This window comes from Paenibacillus sp. JT31N17, from assembly GCF_056269255.1.
This window is the reverse complement of the sequence record NZ_JBWDNP010000017.1, coordinates 133,712-152,344: the sequence shown is the minus strand read 5'-3', so window position 1 is coordinate 152,344 and position 18,633 is coordinate 133,712. Positions and strand designations below refer to the sequence as shown.

The 18,633-nt window shown below is 57.9% G+C and carries 10 protein-coding genes and 1 pseudogene; 10 read left to right on the top strand and 1 reads right to left on the bottom strand.

Annotated features, from left to right (window positions below; translation table 11 throughout):
* From AC0YOB_RS32760 to AC0YOB_RS32715, 10 genes and pseudogenes are all read left to right on the top strand, one after another.
* Positions 1-293: pseudogene (locus tag AC0YOB_RS32760) on the top strand (IS3 family transposase); the annotation flags it as partial.
* A gap of 168 nt (positions 294-461) precedes the next feature.
* Positions 462-629 carry a hypothetical protein gene (locus tag AC0YOB_RS32755; RefSeq protein ID WP_475796362.1) on the top strand — a complete coding sequence of 56 codons (168 nt, stop codon included), beginning with the start codon at positions 462-464 and terminating at the stop codon, positions 627-629.
* Positions 630-836: 207 nt separating this feature from the next.
* Positions 837-2,288 carry an MDR family MFS transporter gene (locus AC0YOB_RS32750; protein WP_475796363.1) on the top strand — a complete coding sequence of 484 codons (1,452 nt, stop codon included), beginning with the start codon at positions 837-839 and terminating at the stop codon, positions 2,286-2,288.
* A gap of 502 nt (positions 2,289-2,790) precedes the next feature.
* On the top strand, positions 2,791-4,524 hold the full coding sequence (locus AC0YOB_RS32745; protein WP_475796361.1) for a glycoside hydrolase family protein: 1,734 nt from the start codon (positions 2,791-2,793) through the stop codon (positions 4,522-4,524).
* Positions 4,518-6,029, top strand: coding sequence for a four-carbon acid sugar kinase family protein (locus tag AC0YOB_RS32740; RefSeq protein WP_475796360.1), 1,512 nt, complete (start codon positions 4,518-4,520; stop codon positions 6,027-6,029). The genes AC0YOB_RS32745 and AC0YOB_RS32740 overlap by 7 nt, the downstream gene beginning before the upstream one ends.
* A 15-nt stretch (positions 6,030-6,044) precedes the next feature.
* Complete coding sequence (locus AC0YOB_RS32735) at positions 6,045-6,779, top strand: aspartate/glutamate racemase family protein (RefSeq protein ID WP_475796359.1); 735 nt, start codon at positions 6,045-6,047, stop codon at positions 6,777-6,779.
* The gene (locus AC0YOB_RS32730; RefSeq protein WP_475796358.1) at positions 6,776-9,985 is read left to right on the top strand and encodes a glycoside hydrolase family 2 TIM barrel-domain containing protein; all 3,210 of its coding nucleotides are present in this window, start codon (positions 6,776-6,778) and stop codon (positions 9,983-9,985) included. The genes AC0YOB_RS32735 and AC0YOB_RS32730 overlap by 4 nt, the downstream gene beginning before the upstream one ends.
* A 35-nt stretch (positions 9,986-10,020) precedes the next feature.
* A complete protein-coding gene (locus AC0YOB_RS32725) occupies positions 10,021-12,069 on the top strand; it encodes a beta-galactosidase (RefSeq protein ID WP_475796357.1) in 2,049 nt (682 codons plus the stop codon).
* A 40-nt stretch (positions 12,070-12,109) separates the two neighbouring features.
* Positions 12,110-14,722: a glycoside hydrolase family 95 protein gene (locus tag AC0YOB_RS32720; RefSeq protein ID WP_475796356.1), complete on the top strand. Its 2,613-nt coding sequence runs from the start codon at positions 12,110-12,112 to the stop codon at positions 14,720-14,722.
* A 61-nt stretch (positions 14,723-14,783) separates the two neighbouring features.
* Positions 14,784-17,585: an alpha-L-rhamnosidase gene (locus AC0YOB_RS32715; RefSeq protein ID WP_475796355.1), complete on the top strand. Its 2,802-nt coding sequence runs from the start codon at positions 14,784-14,786 to the stop codon at positions 17,583-17,585.
* Positions 17,586-17,813: 228 nt separating this feature from the next.
* Here the strand turns inward: AC0YOB_RS32715 and AC0YOB_RS32710 are convergent, their stop codons facing one another.
* On the bottom strand, positions 17,814-18,458 hold the full coding sequence (locus tag AC0YOB_RS32710) for a hypothetical protein (protein ID WP_475796354.1): 645 nt from the start codon (positions 18,456-18,458) through the stop codon (positions 17,814-17,816).
* Between the last annotated feature and the right edge of the window lie 175 nt (positions 18,459-18,633).

Here is an 18,633-nt window from a genome sequence, read left to right as displayed (position 1 = left end):
ATTCACTCTGACCAAGGAAGTCATTATACAAGTCCCAGGTACCAGGAGCTATTAAAGCAGAAGGGTTTAGGCCAGTCCATGTCTAGGCGGGGGAACTGCTGGGATAACGCTCCCCAGGAATCATTTTTCGGTCATATGAAAGACCACGTTAAAGCCGTAGTTGTTCATCTCTTCGTGAACTTCAGCATGAAATAAATCGTTATATAAACTATTACAACAACCACAGGTATCAATGGGGATTAAAAAAGATGACTCCTGTTCAATACAGGAATCATCTTTTGTCGGCTGCCTAAGAGCCTTCTTTTTTAAAGTGTTCTTGACATGGGGTCCAGATCATTATGCTTTCAGGGGCTCTTCTTTTTTATTTCTATTTTACCTCTGTTTACCTCGCAGGATTACATTCGTATAGGATAGTTGTTTCTCCGCGAACGGTAAATTTGACGATGAAAGGCTGATTGTGAATGGCGAAGACGGCAACAATAAGAAATGTTTATCCTGGAGATGTCCTGGCAGTCAAGGTTATGACACCTAATGAAAGCGTCCATCTTCCGGCTGGTGTGAAGCTGACGAGTAAGCATTTGGACAAAAATAATAAATTCGGATTACTGCTGCAGCTGTACCTGGGATGAACCGCATAGAGGAGCGTAAGTGCTGCTGTTCTCGTCTCCCCGAAGCTCTCAAAAAGGGAGCTTCTACAGCCGGAGGTCCGGACTTGTAAAACTTTATCAAATCAGCCCGGGAGCGGTTGTTGAGTAAATAATGGAAAGGTTATAATATTAAGGATTGGGTTGGATAGATGTATATATAGAGGAGGAACTGTATTGAACTCGTCAGGTTTGGAGTCAAAACCGGCTTCCGTGGATCTGAGCGGAATCAGGAGGGGGCCGATTATAACCGCCCTCATTATCGGTGCGTTTGTGGCGATTTTGAACGAGACGCTGCTGAGCAACGCCCTTCCCGATCTGATGCGGGAATTTGGCATTGAGCTGTCAACCATTCAATGGCTGTCCACGGCTTATATGCTCGTAATCGGCGTGCTGGTACCGGTTACTGCGCTGCTGCAGCAGTGGTTTACGACCAGGCAGATGTTTTTGTCGGCGATGATTTTATTTCTTCTGGGTACCCTGGTTTGTTCGATATCGTCTACCTTCGGGGTGCTTCTGGTAGGGCGGGTTATTCAGGCGATGGGGACGGGCCTGCTGCTTCCGATTATGATGAATACGATTCTAGCAATCTATCCCCCGGATAAACGGGGAGGGGCTATGGGGCTCATGGGTCTTGTAATCATGTCAGCGCCCGCGATCGGACCGACACTGTCCGGGCTGATCATCGATTCTCTGAATTGGCGCTGGCTGTTCTATCTCGTCCTTCCGTTGACGGCTTTCTCCATCGTGTTCGCTGCGGTGTATTTGAAGAATGTATCGGATATAACCAAGCCCAAGGTGGATATTCTCTCCATTATTATCTCCACCATCGGCTTCGGCGGGCTTGTGTATGGCTTTAGTAAAGCGGGCGGCGGCTCATGGTCCGATCCTGAAGTCTACTGGACAATCATTATCGGATGTGTCGCGCTCGCGCTGTTCGTCTGGCGTCAATTGACCATGAAGGAACCGCTGCTGGATTTGCGGGCTTTCAAATTCCCCATGTTTTCATTGGTTGTCGTCCTGCTGCTTGTGCTGATGATGACGATGTTCTCCACGCTGACGCTGCTGCCGCAGTTCCTGCAAAGCGTTCTGGCCATGACTGCCTTGACATCGGGGCTTGTCATGATGCCGGGCAGTATTCTCAATGGCATCATGGCGCCGGTCTCGGGGGTGCTGTTTGACAAATACGGACCAAGATTGCTTGTTGTGCCGGGTCTTGTGCTCGTTGTCGCGTCTCTGGCGCTGTTTATGGGCATCCATACGGGAACGTCGACAGGCTATATTATATTGAGCCATATTATTATGCTGGTCGGTATTTCACTTGTGATGATGCCTGCACAGACAACGGGCCTCAACCAGCTGCCGCGCCATCTCTATCCTCACGGAACGGCGATTCTCAACACGCTGCAGCAGGTTGCCGGGGCTGTCGGTACGGCCTTGTTTATCAGCATCCTGGCATCGGGAACGAAGAAGTATCTGGGCTCCCACGATGCGACCGCACCGGACGCAGCCGCACAAGGCCTGGTTGCGGGGCTGCAGACTGCCTTCCTGGTGGGCTTCATTGTCGCCCTGATCGCATTGGTGCTGGGATTCTTCCTCAAACGCACGAAGGCGCCGGAGGAAGACCAGCAGCAAGCAGCTTGACGAAGCAGAAAAACTAAGGCCGCCAATTTGGGGCAGCCGGCTTTCAGGCCGGCATGAGCGGAACAGCGGACCGCTTCGAACGTCCGCCATATTTCCGCAAGACGAGCGCCCCGGGTTCATGAGCCCGGGGCGCTTTGTCTTATTGTCCATTCCAACGCGGTAGAGGCGGAGCTTCAAGTGGCTATTGGGGCAGCCTTCTTGATTCTTCAGGAACCGTGGTTCCTCAATTTGTGGATAAGTTGTGTATAAAATGGGGATAAGTGATTGGATTTCTCTATTGATGGCGGCAGAGTATGCTGCCGGGATTCCCCGTGATGCTCCCCGGCTGGGACCGGCTCGTCCCTGATGCCGTATTGCCTTCCCTATCCTGAACGCGAAGCATTCGCCGCTTCGTTAAGAATGAGCATAAAAACCTTAATTTTGATCTATTTTTTTACGATGCGGGTTGCGTTACGATTAAAATGTAATCGCTATCATCAAAAATGCGGAAGGGGCATGCGGGATGAGTCAACCAAGCCAACACCAAATACCGGACACGCTGCTGCTGGAAGAGCGGGCCAGGCATGTATTGAACGCCATTATCGGAATGGCGGATGAAGATTATAACTATATTCCGTTCTTTAATGCGGATTTTGTATCCAAACCGGCTTTTATGACCCATGGCGACTGGGACTACGGCTCCAGCCACGGGCGTCTGATCGACTCGGTTACGCTTGCGCGGCATATGACCGGAGAGATGTTCGGCGAGGACGTGGAGCGTCACTATAAAGAAAATCTGCTCAGCTTCTTCAAGGAGGACGGGCTCAGCTACCGTCAGGTCAATAGGCAGGGGAACTGGGGAGAAGCGGCCAATCTGATCGACCAGCGGGCCGTCATTCTGTCCTTGACGACATGGTATATGGCGACAGGCGATCCAGCGGTGAAGGAAGCGGCGGACAAGCATGTTGCCGCATTGAAACGGATTGCCGTCAAGGAGAAGGATGTCTGGTATTACCCGGCATCCGAGCACCTGGAGACCGGCTGGCCTTCGAGAAATGCGGTGCAGATCCGTCTTGCGCCGGACCCGGCTTCATTCTGCGGGCGGCTGATGATGCCCTTGCTGAAATACCACGAGGTAACCGGAAATCCGGACGCCCTTGAGCTATGTGAATATTTCACGGCCTTAATCATTAAGCGCAGCGGCGTCTATAACGAGGACGGAAGCTTCAATTCTTCGCTTGCCTACCGCAGCGGGCATTTTCATACCCGGATCGGAACGCTTGACGCGCTGGCGCGCTTCGGCCGTTATACCGGGGATGCTTCGATCATCGCTTTTGTAAAGAAGAGCTACGATTGGGCCTTGACCAAATGCACGCGCTTCGGATGGACGCCTGGCGATATGCAGGAGCAGGCCTATGAGCATGAAACCTGCTCGCTGGTTGATTTGATTTCCACCGGCATTACGCTTGCGCACTGCGGCTACACCCATTACTGGGGAGTGGTGGAACGGTTCATCCGCAATCATCTGACGGAATCCCAGCTGCTTGACCTCGATTGGGTGGAGGAAGCGGACAACAAGGATGGCGACATACTTGGGAAAAAGACCTTCTACAAAGTCGCGCAGCGCACGCGCGGCGCGTTCGCCGGCTATTCGGCGCCCAACGATTTCTGCTGCGACGTCAATCACGGCCGGGGCCACACCAGCGATCTGCAGCTGTGCTGCATCGGATCGGGCACAAGAGGACTGTTCATGGGCTGGAGCAATATCATTACCGAGGATAAAGGCACCGTACGGGTCAATCTGCTGCTCAGCCGCGGGTCCCGTCTCCTTGATGTGAGCAGCTATCTTCCCCACGAAGGCCGGCTCGAGCTTAAGATTCATCAGGATATCGCCAATCTGGAAGTGCGGATTCCCGAATGGGCCGGCTACAACCAGGTGAAGGCGGAGTGGTCCGGAAGCGGGGAGAGCCGCATGACAGCAGGCAATCAGCCGGGAGTCTGGATCAAGGATTGCTTCTTCCGTCTGGGCAGGGCAAGTACCGGGGATACCATCGTCATCACCTTCCCGCTCAGCCGCTATCGCACGACCGAGCATGCTGTAGGCCAGCAGTTCGAGGTGCAGTGGCAGGGAGACGATGTCATCCATATTTCGCCGGAGGGCAGCTACCACCCACTGTATAATCACCGGAAAATCCATGACAAGGCTCCGATGCGGGAAGGCGACTACCGCCGGCCGGACACCGAATTGGTATGGTAAGTCCTGCGCGGGAGAAAGCGGTCAGACTGGCCTATTACGGCGATGATTTTACAGGCTCGACCGACGCGCTGGAAGCGCTGACGCTGGCGGGATTGCGGACTGTGCTGTTTCTTGATCTTCCGACGCGTGAGATGCTGGACCAGGAGTTTGCGGATATTGAGGCATTCGGCATTGCCGGCACCGCGCGTGCGCTCACTCCGGAGCAGATGGAGGCGGAGCTGCCGGATATATTCCGCTTCATGGCGGAATCGGGTGCCGCTGTCTGCCATTACAAGACCTGCTCGACCTTCGATTCCTCTCCCGGAATCGGCAGCATCGGCAAAGCGGTGGAGCTGGCTCGCCGGACCTTCTGCGCCCAGCGGTATGTGCCGCTTGTCGTCGGTGTTCCGGCATTGAAGCGGTATACCGTGTTCGGCCAGCATTTTGCAACGGTGCATGGCATCGCGCACCGGCTGGACCGTCATCCCGTAATGTCCCGGCATCCGGTAACGCCGATGGATGAAGCCGATCTGCTCCGGCATCTCGCCGCGCAGACAACGGCGCGCAGCGCACTCGTAAATATTCTGGAGCAAGGGGATTCTGCGGATGCCCTGGAGGAGGCGGTCGAAAAGAAGCTGGAGGAGCACCCGGAGATAATTTTGTTCGATGTGCTGGATCAGGAGCGTCTGGCCCGGGTCGGCGGGCTGATGTGGAAGGATGCCGCCCGCGGACCGCTGTTTGCGGCTGGCTCGTCCGGCGTGGAATATGCGCTGTCCGCCTATTGGCAGGCTTCGGGAACGGCATACGGGGAGAAAGCCTTCTCTGCCGGGGTTGCAGGCGGCTCCGTCCCCCATCAAGCGCCGCAATGTACGTCGGGCGCGGAGTCTGCCGGATCGGCGGGATCGGCGCCTGTTGGAGCGGTCGACGGGACGTCCGCCGGACCGGAACCGGTGGCTCCTGAAGCGGCGGAACCGATCCTCGTTGTCTCCGGCAGCTGCTCGTCGATGACGCAAATGCAGATCGATTATGCGCTGGCATCCGGCTTTGCCGGCATCAGGATCGATCCGGGCGAATGGATAGCCGGCGGAGGAAGCGGGGCGGCATCCTCGCGCATTGCGTCAGAGGCGCTCCGTCTCCTGCGCCAGGGAACGAGCGTGATCATTTATTCCGCCAAAGGTCCCGGGGATGCCAGCATCGCCCGGACGAAATCCGGCCTGCATGCCGCCGGCAGAAGCAGCCGGGATACCGGAACGATGATCGGCGAGGCGCTGGGACGCATCTGCCGGGCCGTCATGATGGGGAAGCGGCTGCGGCGTATCGCGGTGGCGGGAGGGGACACATCCGGTTATGTAATGAAGCAGCTCGACATCTGCGCGCTGGAAATGACGGGGCAGATCGCTCCGGGCGTGCCGCTCTGCCGGACCTATTCCCATAACTCACCATTCGCCGGATTGGAGCTGGCCTTGAAGGGCGGCCAGATGGGCGGCGAGGATTTCTTCGTCAAGGTCAGGAATGGGCGGGAATAACGGGAGTTGAATCGTATGAACCGGTACCAGAATCATGCGGAATGCATGTCGTCCGCTGACCGTGAAGGACTTAAGGGAGGGACTATTTTGAAGACAGTGGTGGCGGTATATACCGGTCAGGGATTGGCCGAGCCGATGAAACGGATCTATGAGGAGCAGTTGCCGGGGTGCAGAGTCGTGACCATCGTTGATGACAGTCTGATCTACGATGTTGTCCAGGCGGGAGGAGTAACTCCTGCGGTCACCCGGCGGCTGATTCAATATTACCAGAATGGAGCGGAGATGGGCGCTGACGTCATTTTTAATACCTGCTCGTCCGTGGGGGAGGTGGCCGATCTCGCCCGCGGCATGATAGATGTGCCGATCGTCAAGATCGATGACGCGATGACGCTTGAAGCGGCGGCGAAGTATGAACGAATCGGCGTGCTCGCCACGCTGCCGACGACGCTTGAGCCGACGAAGCGGCTGATCCGCAGGCAGGCGGAGCTTCTGGGCAGAGACGTCGCCATTATCGACGGTCTGGCGGACGGCGCTTATGACGCGCTGGTAAGCGGAGAGCCGGAGCGGCATGATGCCATTCTGCTGGATACCGCAAGAAGGGTCGCCGGACAGGCGGACGTCCTGGTGCTGGCGCAGGGCTCGATGGCGCGGATGGAGAAGGAGCTTGGCGCAATCGGCATTCCGGTGCTGTCAAGCCCGCTGCGCGGCGTACTTGCGGTTAAGAAGCTTCTGGAGGTGCCAAAGCCATGACAACTGAACCGGCAGCGGCAAACAGGCAGCCTGACTGGTCCAATCTGAATGTCCTGGAACGAAATACAGTCGCTCCGCACGCCGATCTGCTTCCCTATGCCGACTGGGAGTCGGCGCTTGAGCCTGACCGCGGGATAACGCCGTATGTGCGGCTGCTTAACGGGAATTGGCAGTTCCGTTATGCGGAATCGCCGCAGGCTGCGCCGGACGGCTTTGAGGCCGACGGCTATGACGCAGCGGGATGGGGTACGATTCCCGTGCCGGGCAACTGGCAGCTGCATGGATACGGACACCCTCACTACAGCAGCTGCCCCTATCCGTTCCCGGTCGATCCGCCGCATGTGCCGCAGGAAAATCCCGTCGGCTGCTACCGCACGGGATTTATACGGCCGGACGGCTGGGACGGGCGGCGCATCCATCTGGTGTTCGAAGGCGTGGATTCCGCTTTTCACCTATGGGTGAACGGGGAGGAAGCCGGCTACAGCCAGGGGAGCCATCTGCACTCCGAATTCGATATCACGGAGCTGCTCCGTCAGGGGGAGAATGCGCTTGCGGTGCGCGTCTATCAATGGTCGGACGGCAGCTATCTGGAAAGTCAGGACAAGTGGCGGATGAGCGGGATTTTCCGCGACGTTTATCTGATGGCGCTGCCGGCTGTGCGCGTCTCGGATGCTTATGTGCAGACCCGGTTCGACGACCGTTACGAGGATGCCGTACTGGATATACGGATCGATGCGGAGAACTTAACCGGCGTTTCCGCCGACGGTTATGAGCTGCGGGCGACCTTGCTTGATGCGGGCCGCGGGGTTGTTTTTGACCGCAGCAGTCCCCTGCCGCTGCCGTCATCCGGAGGCGGCCGGTGCCGGTTCCATGTCGAGGAGACCGTGAAGTCGCCGCTGCAGTGGACGGCGGAAACGCCGAATCTGTATACGCTGCTGCTCACGCTGTATGACGGGGAGAACCGGCTGCAGGAAGTGAAGCGGGTTGCCGTTGGATTCCGGGATGTGCAGACCAGGGACGGCCGTCTGCTCGTCAACGGGAGGTCCGTTATTATTAAGGGCGTTAACCGCAATGAATTCGATCCCCGTCTCGGGTTCGTGACGACATGGGAAGCGATGGTGCAGGACATTACGCTGATGAAGCGCCACAACATCAATACCGTCCGCTTGTCCCATTACCCCAACGACCGGCGGTGGCTGGATCTGTGCGACCGCTACGGCATGTATGCGATTGACGAAACGGATCTGGAGACGCACGGCATCCGCTTCATCGGGAATACGGCCTATAAGGAATCGAGCGCCGCTGAATTCTTTGCCGGCGAGAGCTGGCTGTCGAAGCAGCCGGAGTGGCGGGAGGCGTATGTGCAGCGGGCCAGACGGATGGTGGAGAAGGACAAGAACCATCCGTCGGTCATCATCTGGTCGCTGGGCAATGAGTCCGGCTATGGGCCGAACCACGATGCGATGGCCGAATGGGTCAGACAGGCCGATCCCACCCGGCCGATTCACTATGAACGGGCTTATGAAGCGCCGATGGTGGATATCGTAAGCTCCATGTATCCTGCCGTGGAGACGATCATCAAGGAAGGGCAAAAAAGCGACAGCCGCCCTTTTCTGATGTGCGAGTTCGGTCACGCCATGGGCAATGCCGTCGGCAATATGCAGGAATATTGGGAGGCCGTTTACGCCTATCCGCGCCTGATCGGAGGTCTGATCTGGGAATGGCAGGACCATGGGATCGTCAGGCAGACAGAATCCGGCGGGGAGTGGACCGCCTACGGCGGAGATTTCGGAGAGGAGCCGCACAGCGGGCATTTCTGCATCGACGGTCTGGTCTTTCCGGACCGCGAGCTGAAGGCGTCGATTCTGGAGTACAAGAAGGCGATCGAGCCTGTGAAAATCAAAGCCGCCGACGCGGGGTCCGGTCAATTCAAGGTGATTAACCGTTATGACTTTCTGACCCTGGAGCATCTGCACGGTCAGTGGCAGCTGATGCGCGACGGCGAAATAATGGAACAGGGCTCCCTGCCTGTTCTCAAAACAGCGGCAGGAGAGGAAGAGGACATATCCGTACCGCTGAACCCGGCGTTTATGGCGGCTGACGGCGAATATTGGCTGCATATCCGTTTCTCGCTTGCGGCTAATAGCGTATGGGCGGAACCCGGCCATGAGGTGGCCTGGGCCGATCTGCCGATCGGAACAGTGAGCGCGGCCAAGTCGGATCATGCCCGGTATGCGGCGGCAGCGACGGTCCAGGAGGCACGGCCGACAGCCGCACCGCCGCTGTCCGTTGGCCGTACGCCGCTGCGCCTGACACCCTCGGATCAAGCGGTGTCGGTGCAGGGAGCGGATTTCTCCCTCGTTTTCAACAAGCTGACAGGCGGATTGGACTCCTGGACCTTCCGAAATATGCCGCTGCTGCTGTCGGGACCCAGGATCAATCTGTGGCGCGCGCCGATCGACAACGACGTCAACCTTGCGAAGGCGTGGCGCAAAGCGGGCTACGACAGGCTCGTCACGATGTTCAGGAATATGACGGTGGAGACGACCGGCGGGCATACCGTTCGCATTGTGACGGATGCCGCGGCCGGGGCGAGAGGGGAATCAGTCGCCTTTCGCACGCGCATGGTCTATACGGTCCACGGCAGCGGCGACCTGCAGATCGAAGCGTCGATCGATCCGCGGGAGGGGCTTCCGCCGCTGCCGCGCTTCGGCCTGGAGCTTGCCATGCCGTCCGGATTCGGGCAGTTCTCGTGGTTCGGAAGAGGCCCGCATGAATGCTATTCCGACCGTAAGGAGAGCGGCAAGCTTGGTGTTTACAGCGGAACGGTAGAGGAGCAGTACGTACCTTACATCAAGCCACAGGAGAACGGCAACAAATCCGATGTCCGCTGGTCCGCCGTCACGGACAGGAGCGGCACGGGTCTGCTGTTCGCCGGCGGGACGCTGTTCGATACGAGCGTGCATCATTATTCGACCGGGGATTTCAGCATGACGAAGCATCGGCATAAGCTGACCCGTCTGGATGAGACGATCGTAAAGCTGGACGCGGCGCAAAGCGGAATCGGCAATCACAGCTGCGGGTATGCGCCGACTCTGGAGCAGTACTTGATCAGACCGGAGCCTATGGCGTTCAAGCTCCGTCTGAAGCCTTTCTCCATGAACGAGTCGTCTCCCATGCGGCTGAGCAGGACAGAGCCCGTCTAAAGAGGGCAATCTCCAGATAAGGATGTGATCTGCGTTTGTTCAAGGGCAAAATAAACAAAATCCTCTACGGAGGGGATTATAACCCCGAGCAGTGGCCCAGGGAAGTTTGGGATGAGGATATGCGGCTGTTCAAGCTGGCCGGTGTTGATATCGCTACGGTGAATGTCTTCTCCTGGGCGCTCAATCAGCCGGATGAGGAAACGTATTGCTTCGATTGGCTCGATGACGTGATGGATATGCTTCACCTCAATGGCGTATGGGCATGCCTGGCTACAGGCACGGCCGCCCATCCCGCCTGGATGGCCAAGCGCTATCCGGACGTGCTGCTGGTCGATTTTGAAGGCAGGAAGCGAAAATTCGGCAGACGCCACAATTCATGTCCGAACAGCCCCACTTACCGCCAATACTCCACGAGAATGGCGAGCAAGCTGGCCGAACGGTACAAGAATCATCCGGCGCTGCTGCTGTGGCATGTCAATAATGAATATGGGCTCCGCTGCTATTGCGGCAACTGCGAGCAGGCGTTCCGCGTATGGCTCAAGCGGCGCTACGGCTCTCTTGATGCGCTGAACGCCGCATGGAATACCCGTTTCTGGGGCCACACCTTCTATGACTGGGATGAAATCGTGCTGCCCAGCCTGCTGAGCGAGCATCTGAGCGCAAGGGATGTGGACCAAACGGCATTCCAGGGCATCTCGCTCGACTATGACCGATTCATGTCCGACAGCTTGCTGGGCACTTATCTGGATGAATATCATGCAATCAAAACGATCATTCCGGACGCGGTCGTGACGACGAATCTGCAGAGCAACGGGGCCTACAAGCCGCTGGATTACTTTAAATGGGCACCTCATCTGGATATCGCCGCGCTGGACTGCTACCCGGCGAACGATATGCCGATGAGCGTCGTGGCGATGCGGCATGATCTGATGCGCGGCTTGAAGAACGGCGATCCTTATCTGCTGATGGAGCAGAGCCCGAGCCAATTGAACTGGAAGCCGTACAACGCGCTTAAGCGTCCCGGCGTCATGAGGCTGTGGAGCTATCAGGCGATCGCGCGCGGCGCGGACAGCGTGATGTTCTTCCAGATGCGCCGCTCGGCCGGCGCGTTCGAGAAGTTCCATGGCGCGGTGATCGACCATGCGGGCCATGAGCATACGCGCGTCTTCCGCGAATGCGCGGAGCTGGGCGGCGAGCTGCAGGAGCTCGGCGGCAAGCTGCTCGGAGCCCGTGTGGAGGCCGGGGCGGCTCTCCTGTTCGATTGGGAAAACTGGTGGGCGCTTGAGCATTCCAGCGGTCCGAGCGCCGGATTGAAATATTTGAACGAAATGCAGAGCTATTATGATGCGTTCTATGAACAGAACATTCAGGTCGATCTGGTCGGCACGGATGCGGACTTGAGCCGGTACGGGCTCGTCATTGCGCCGGTGCTGTATATGGTCAAGCCGGGTGTCGCGGACAAGCTGAAGCGGTACACAGAGGAAGGCGGAATCTTCGTCACGACCTTTTTCAGCGGCATTGTCGGGGAAAGCGATCTGGTTGCCGCAGGCGGTTATCCCGGGGAGCTGAGGGAGCTGCTCGGCCTCTGGGTGGAGGAGATCGACGCCCTGTTCCCGGAGCAGCGCAACCGGATCGTAATGAAAGAGCCGCTCGGCAGTCTCGGCGGGGAGTATGCATGCGGTCTCTTATGCGATCTGCTGCACCCGGAAGGAGCCGAGGTATTGGCCGAATACGGAGAAGAATTTTACCGGGGAATGCCGGTTCTGACCCGCAACCGGTACGGGCAGGGAGAAGCCTGGTATGTGGCGAGCAGTCCGGATGCACCCTTCCTGCGGGATCTGGCGGGGAGCTTATGCGCGATGCGGGGAATCAAACCGCTTCTGGAGGCGGCCGAAGGGATCGAGGTCAGCCGCAGGGTGAAGGATGGACGGGCATTTCTGTTCATTTTGAATCATAACGATGCCGCTGCCGCCGTCGATCTGGGCCCTCTGGAGCAAACTGAGCTGCTAAGCGGAACAACGATGAACGGCACGGTCACGCTTCAGCCGAAGGATGTGCTGATTCTGGAAGGTTCGGCTCTGTAATACCCGAGAGTGAGAGACTGATTAGGAGGCAATGGAACCGATGGACGCATTAAATTCGAAGCTATGGTACCGCACGCCTGCGGGGGAGTGGGAAGAAGCGCTGCCGGTCGGCAACGGTCGGCTGGGCGGCATGGTATACGGCGGCATCAAACGGGAACGCATCCAGCTTAATGAGGACACATTATGGTCCGGACATCCCACCGACGGCAACAATGCCGAAGCTTCGCGCTATCTGGACGAGGCCCGGCGATTGATCTTTGAGGAGCGGTATGCCGATGCGCAAACGCTGATCGAGGAGCATATGCTCGGCCCATGGGGTGAATCGTACCAGGCCATGGGCCATCTGGAGATCGAGTTGGGACACGGCGTCCAGGTGGAGGCATACAGGCGGGAACTGGATTTGAAAGAAGCGGTCTGCCGCACCAGCTATGAATGCAGCGGTGTCACTTACACCCGCGAAACCTTCGTGTCGGCCGACGATCAGGTTATGGTTGTGCGGCTTGAGGCGGATAAGCCGGGCAAGCTCAGCCTGGAGGCTTCGCTGAACAGTCCGCTGCCCTTCCGGGTGAGCAGGAGAAGCCAGGGCGGCATCCTGCTCGGGGGACAGGCCCCGGACCATGTGGAGCCGAACTTCATCCAGGCGGATGAAGTGGTATTCGACCGCAGCGGCGAGGGGATGACTTTCGAAATTCATCTGCAGGCACTGAACGAGGGCGGCAGGCTGGAGGTGCATGGCGGACGCATCTTCATCCGGGATGCCCATTGTGTCACGCTGCTGCTGACGGCGGATACGAGCTACAACGGCTTTGACAGGGACCCGGTAAAGGAGGGGCGGGATCCCGGCATCCGCTGCAGCCGGTGGCTGGACGCAGCTGCGCAGCTTCCCTATGCGGAGCTGCGCAGCCGCCACATCAGGGAGCACCGGCGTTATTACGACCGCGCCGATCTGATGCTGGATGCTCCCGGCCGGAGCGATCTGCCGACGGATGAGCGGATCAAGGCGCTCCGGGCGGGGGGAGCAGATGAGCAGCTGGCCGCCTTGTTCTTCCGCTACGGGCGGTATCTGCTGATCGCAAGCTCCCGTCCCGGCACGCAGGCAGCCACGCTTCAGGGGATCTGGAACCCGATGACCCGCCCGCCCTGGACCTGCAATTACACGGCGAATATTAATGTGCAGATGAACTACTGGCTGGCTGAAACCGGCAATCTCAGCGAATGCCACACACCGCTGTTCGATATGATCGGGGAGCTCGCTGTGACGGGAAGCAGAACGGCGCAGGTCCACTATAATTGCGGGGGCTGGGCATCCAATCACGGCATCGATTTGTGGCGGTCGGCTGCCCCTTCCGGCGGTCCGACCAAGGGCTCGGCAAGCTGGGCGTTCTGGCCGATGGCCGGTCCCTGGCTTTGTCAGCATCTGTGGGAGCATTACAAATTCGGCGGGGACCTTGCTTTTCTGGAGAACCAGGCTTATCCCCTTATGAAAGGCGCGGCCCGCTTTTGTCTGGATTGGCTTGTCGAGGACAGCGGAGGACATCTGGTGAGCAGCCCGTCCACCTCGCCGGAAAATTCCTTCATCGGTCCGGACGGCCGCAAGTCGGCGGTAAGCATGAGCTCGACGATGGATCGTTCGCTGATCCGGGAGCTGTTCACGAACTGCATCGGGGCCAGCATTGCGCTGGATACCGACGAAGACTTCCGCGAGTTGCTGAAGGAGGCCTGCGGCAGGCTTCATCCGCTGCGAATCGGCCGTCACGGCCAGCTCCAGGAATGGCTGGAGGATTTCGAGGAAGCAGAGCCGGGGCACCGCCATACGGCCCATCTGTACGGGCTTCATCCGGGAAGCGAAATTACGCCGCACGGCCGGCCGGAGCTGGCGGAAGCCTGCCGCGTCACCCTGGAGCGCCGCGCGGTTTATGAAGGGGAAGATACGATCGGCTGGTGCTTCGCCTGGCTGATAAATCAATATGCCCGTCTGGAGGACGGCGAGAAAGCGCACGGCTATCTGGTCAAGCTGCTGAAGAACCCGTTTCCCAATCTGCTCAACGCCCACCGTCATCCGAAGCTGAGCTGGTATCCCACTACGCTGGAGGCCAATTACGGCGCGGCGGCCGGCATTGCCGAGCTGCTGCTGCAAAGCCATGACGGCAGCATCGATCTGCTTCCCGCGCTTCCGAAGGCATGGCCGGCAGGCCGGATCACCGGGCTTCGCGCCCGCGGCGGCTTCGAGCTGGACATCGAATGGGCCGGCGGCCGCTTGACCCGGGCAGCGGTCCGTTCACGCTCCGGCGGAGAATGCCGCATCCGGGCGAATATGCCGCTCAGGCTGGCGGGAGCAGGACCGGCGGCCGAATCGGGAGGACCTGACCGGTCAGAAGCTGCTGCGGAATCGAGACAACGCGCAGATTCCGGGCAGTTTGCGGAGTTGGGACGCACCGCATTGTCAGAACAGTACACAGAGTCCGGCCAGTCTGCGGAGTCGGGGCACATAGCAGTGACTGGACAGCCCGCAGAGCCTGGGAAGTTCTCGGAGTCGGGACGCACCGCACTGTCCGGTCAATATGCGGAATCGCAGCAGCCATGGGACCGTACGGGGGTCCCCCTTGTTTTCAATACCAGGGCTGGAGAATCCTATGAAATTACGCCCGGCTAGAAGGTTGGCCAAGCCAGGGAAACGCTGAAACGAAACGAATGACAGGGGAAGGAACGGTTCGATGAATATTGTGGGATTAAAGGTTGAAGGCAGGGAGCATCCGCTTGGCGTCGATTGTTTGACACCGGGCTTCGGGTGGTCTTACAGGAGCCAGGAAGAGCGCTCTGTGATTCAGTCGGCCTACCGGATACGCGTCTATAAGATTCAGGAGCAGGAAGAAGCCGAGGTCTGGGATTCGGGCAGGCAGCCCGGCCGCCGGCATTCCTGTATTGCGTATTCGGGAGCTCCGCTGGAATCCGCGACACGGTATTATTGGCGGGTAAATGTGTGGGACCGGGAGGGCAACCTGTGGGAGAGCGCTCTCTCCTGGTGGGAAACCGGCCTGCTTCACGCGCATGACTGGAAGGCCCGCTGGATCGGAGCGCCTGAGGGTATGGCGGCGCCAGACTCTCCGCTGCCTCTGCTGCGGCGGGAATTCGCCGTCCGCAAGCCGCTGAGAAGGGCAAGGGCTTATGTAAGCGGACTTGGCCATTACGAGCTGCGGCTGAACGGTGCGAAGATTGGCGACCGCGAGCTGGAGCCGGGTTGGACGCATTACGACAGAACCTGCTTGTACTCGGTATACGATATTACCGACCAGCTCGCCATAGGCGTCAATGCGGCGGGGATGATGCTGGGCAATGGCTTCTACAACGTCAGCGGCGGACGTTACACGAAGTTCAAGAAATCGTTCGGCCTGCCCAAATGCCTCGTCCAGCTGGAGCTGTATTATACCGATGGCACGAACGATACCGTGGTCAGCGACGGGAGCTGGAGCGCATGCGAGGGACCAATCACCTTCGCCTGCATATACGGGGGTGAAGACTACGACGCCCGCCGCGAGCAGCCGGGCTGGGATCGTCCCGGCTTCGCCGCCGCCGGTGGCAAGGACTGGGCAGCGGCGGCGGAAACGGCCGCACCGCTCGGGACATTGCGGGTACAGCAGGCGCAGCCGCTGAAGGTCAAGCGCCGTTTTCGGCCTGAGAAGGCGACGCAGACAGCGCCCGGCGTGTGGCTGATCGATCTGGGCCAGAATTTCTCAGGCTGGACCGAGATTGCCGTCTCCGGCCCGGCCGGAGCAGAGATCATCTTGACGCCATGCGAACGTCTGGAGGGCAGCGGGCCGGATCAGCGGATGTCCGGAGCTCCTTACAGACTGACGTATACCCTGAAGGGGGAGGGCGTGGAAGTATGGCGGCCGCGTTTTACCTATTACGGGTTTCGTTACGTGCAGATAGAGGGCGCAGAGCCGCTCCCGGGCGGTACCGAAGACACCGGAACAGTTACTGGCTTGGCGGATGCTGCGGAACCGGGCATGGATCAGGCATTGCAGCGCGGAACGGCGCTGGCATCGGGGAGGGCTGTGCTGCTTGGAATCGAGGGGCAGATGATATATCCGGATATCGCCGAAACGGGCGGCTTCGAATGTTCAGATCATATGATCAACCGGATTCACGAGATTATCAATTGGGCTGTTCTAAGCAATATGAAGAGCGTATTTACGGATTGTCCACACCGCGAGAAGCTGGGCTGGCTGGAACAGCTGCACCTGATGGGGCCGTCTGTCATGTACAACTATGATGTGGAGACCATCTTCTCCAAGGTGATGGAGGATATTCGCGATGCGCAGCAGCCAAGCGGCATGATTCCGACCACCGCTCCCGAATATATCGTTTTTCAGCCGCCGTGGGATATGTTCAGAGATTCCGTCTCCTGGGGGGCGGCTTATATTATCTCGAACTGGGATCTGCTGCTTCAATACGGCAATCCGGAAAGCATGCGGACGCATTACCCCGGCATGAAGCGTTATGCCGAGTATATGGCTTCAAAAATGGCGGATGGCCTGATTATGCATGGCCTGGGCGATTGGTACGATGTCGGGGAGGACGGGCCGGGATTTGCCCAAAATACGCCGGTGCCGCTTGTCGAGACGGCCATTTTCTATCAAATGGCTGCGATCCTGGAGGAGATGGCGGGCATATTGGATCAGCAGGAGGATGGCGCATATTTCCAACAATTGAAGCTTTCGCTCGCGCAGGCATTCAATGCGGAATATTTTAAGCCGGACACCGGCCATTATGCCGGCGGCAGCCAGACGGCGAACGCTCTGCCGCTTGTTCTCGGGCTGGCCGAAGCGGATAAACGCGAAGGGATACTGGGCGCTATTGTAGAGGATATCGAGGAGAGGGGCTGGCATACCAATGCCGGGGATGTCGGCCACCGCTACGTGCTCAAGGCGCTGTCGGACAATGGGCGTTCCGATGTTATCTACCGGATGACCAGGCAGACCGGCCATCCGAGCTATGGCTATCAGATCGCGAACGGGGCGACGACGCTGACAGAGGCTTGGGACGGTCCGACGGTCGGCAAATCGCAGAACCATTTTATGCTCGGACATATTGAGGAATGGTTCTATCAAGGGCTGGCAGGAATCACGACCAGGTTCGACCATGAGGAGCAAGCGTTCCGGATCACGGTGAAGCCTGCCGTAGTGGGAGATTTGAGCCATGTCAGCGGACACTGCTTTACGCCAGCCGGCCAGACTGCAGTACGGTGGGAACGCTGCGGAGAGAACGGGTTCCGGATGACCGTGGACATTCCCGCGAACACGGATGCGCTGGTCTATGTGCCGGCTGTTTCCGCCGAATCCGCCAGGGAGACGGGAAGGGACGGAGATCCTGCTGCGCATGAAGTTAAGCAGATCAGCTACGAAGACGGATACGCCTTGTATGCCGTCGGGTCGGGTACATATATATTCGAGAGCATCATAACAGCGGCACAGCCGCATCGGATTGACCAAAGCGGGCATTCATTTAGGCCATAAAATATTAACCGTCTGGCCCCTGCATATTCGCTGCAAGCCGCCTTGGATGGAGAGCGTTTTCGCATCATGCGGGGACGCTTGTTTTTTTGCCGGAAGACAGCGATTTATTCGCTCCACGGGAATTCTTACAGCCGGAAACCAGCAATAGGTCGCACGACGGCGGCCGGCTTTATGTCATTTTCCATGAGTCCCAAGGAACGGTCTGCTATCTCCTCATGTTGTTTGAGATCATTCATCTTCATATCGCAAAGTAAAAATGAGTGCCCATTCGAGTTTGCTTAACGATTCCGGCGAGAGATCCGTGGATTGTATTACGTTGCTGCTCGATGCCTGCATGCCCCATAGATGAACAGGTTCGCCGGCAACGTATGTACGCGGTTCATTATTAAAGATTAGTCCCCGTGCAGTCAACTGCTTTTCCCAGGGGATGGTATAGGTAACGAGGCCAGATCCGGAATCGTATAGAGTACCGACTTTAATCGTGTTAAAATCATTCTGTCCCTCGATGGAAACGTTGTCGACTGAAATTATGACTTCGATCTCGCCGCTCTTTCGGGCATCCGAACTGAAGAACAAATCACCGATAGAGCCGGCAGAAGCGGCTTTCCTGCCATTTTTCCATATATCGATATCCAGTTTTGCATGTGGTTTATTTCCTTCATAGCGTAATTTAAATGCTCCGGACATGTAGCCCAGAAAGGGCTGAAATTTTGCTCCCTCGCCCTTGAACAGATCAACAGGAGTCATTGTTATTTCAGCAGGTCCTGTGGGGTCGGGCGTTTCAGCTTCTACCCCTTGCGCACAGCCTGATATCGACAGCGCCAGTAAGCTTATGATCATAACGATGCAGATAGCTTTAAATTTGCTGATCATTGAACCTCCACCCCTCTGGATAACGTCAGTTTAATTTACCACGGAGGGGTATTCCTTACAATGGTAAAATTGGAATTTAGAGTTTTCGGGCTTTGTCCCAAACGGCTGCACGTCCGCTGTCGTATCCTCTACGAGCTGCCAAGGGGCGATAGAGCCTGCATGATTAATTTATGGT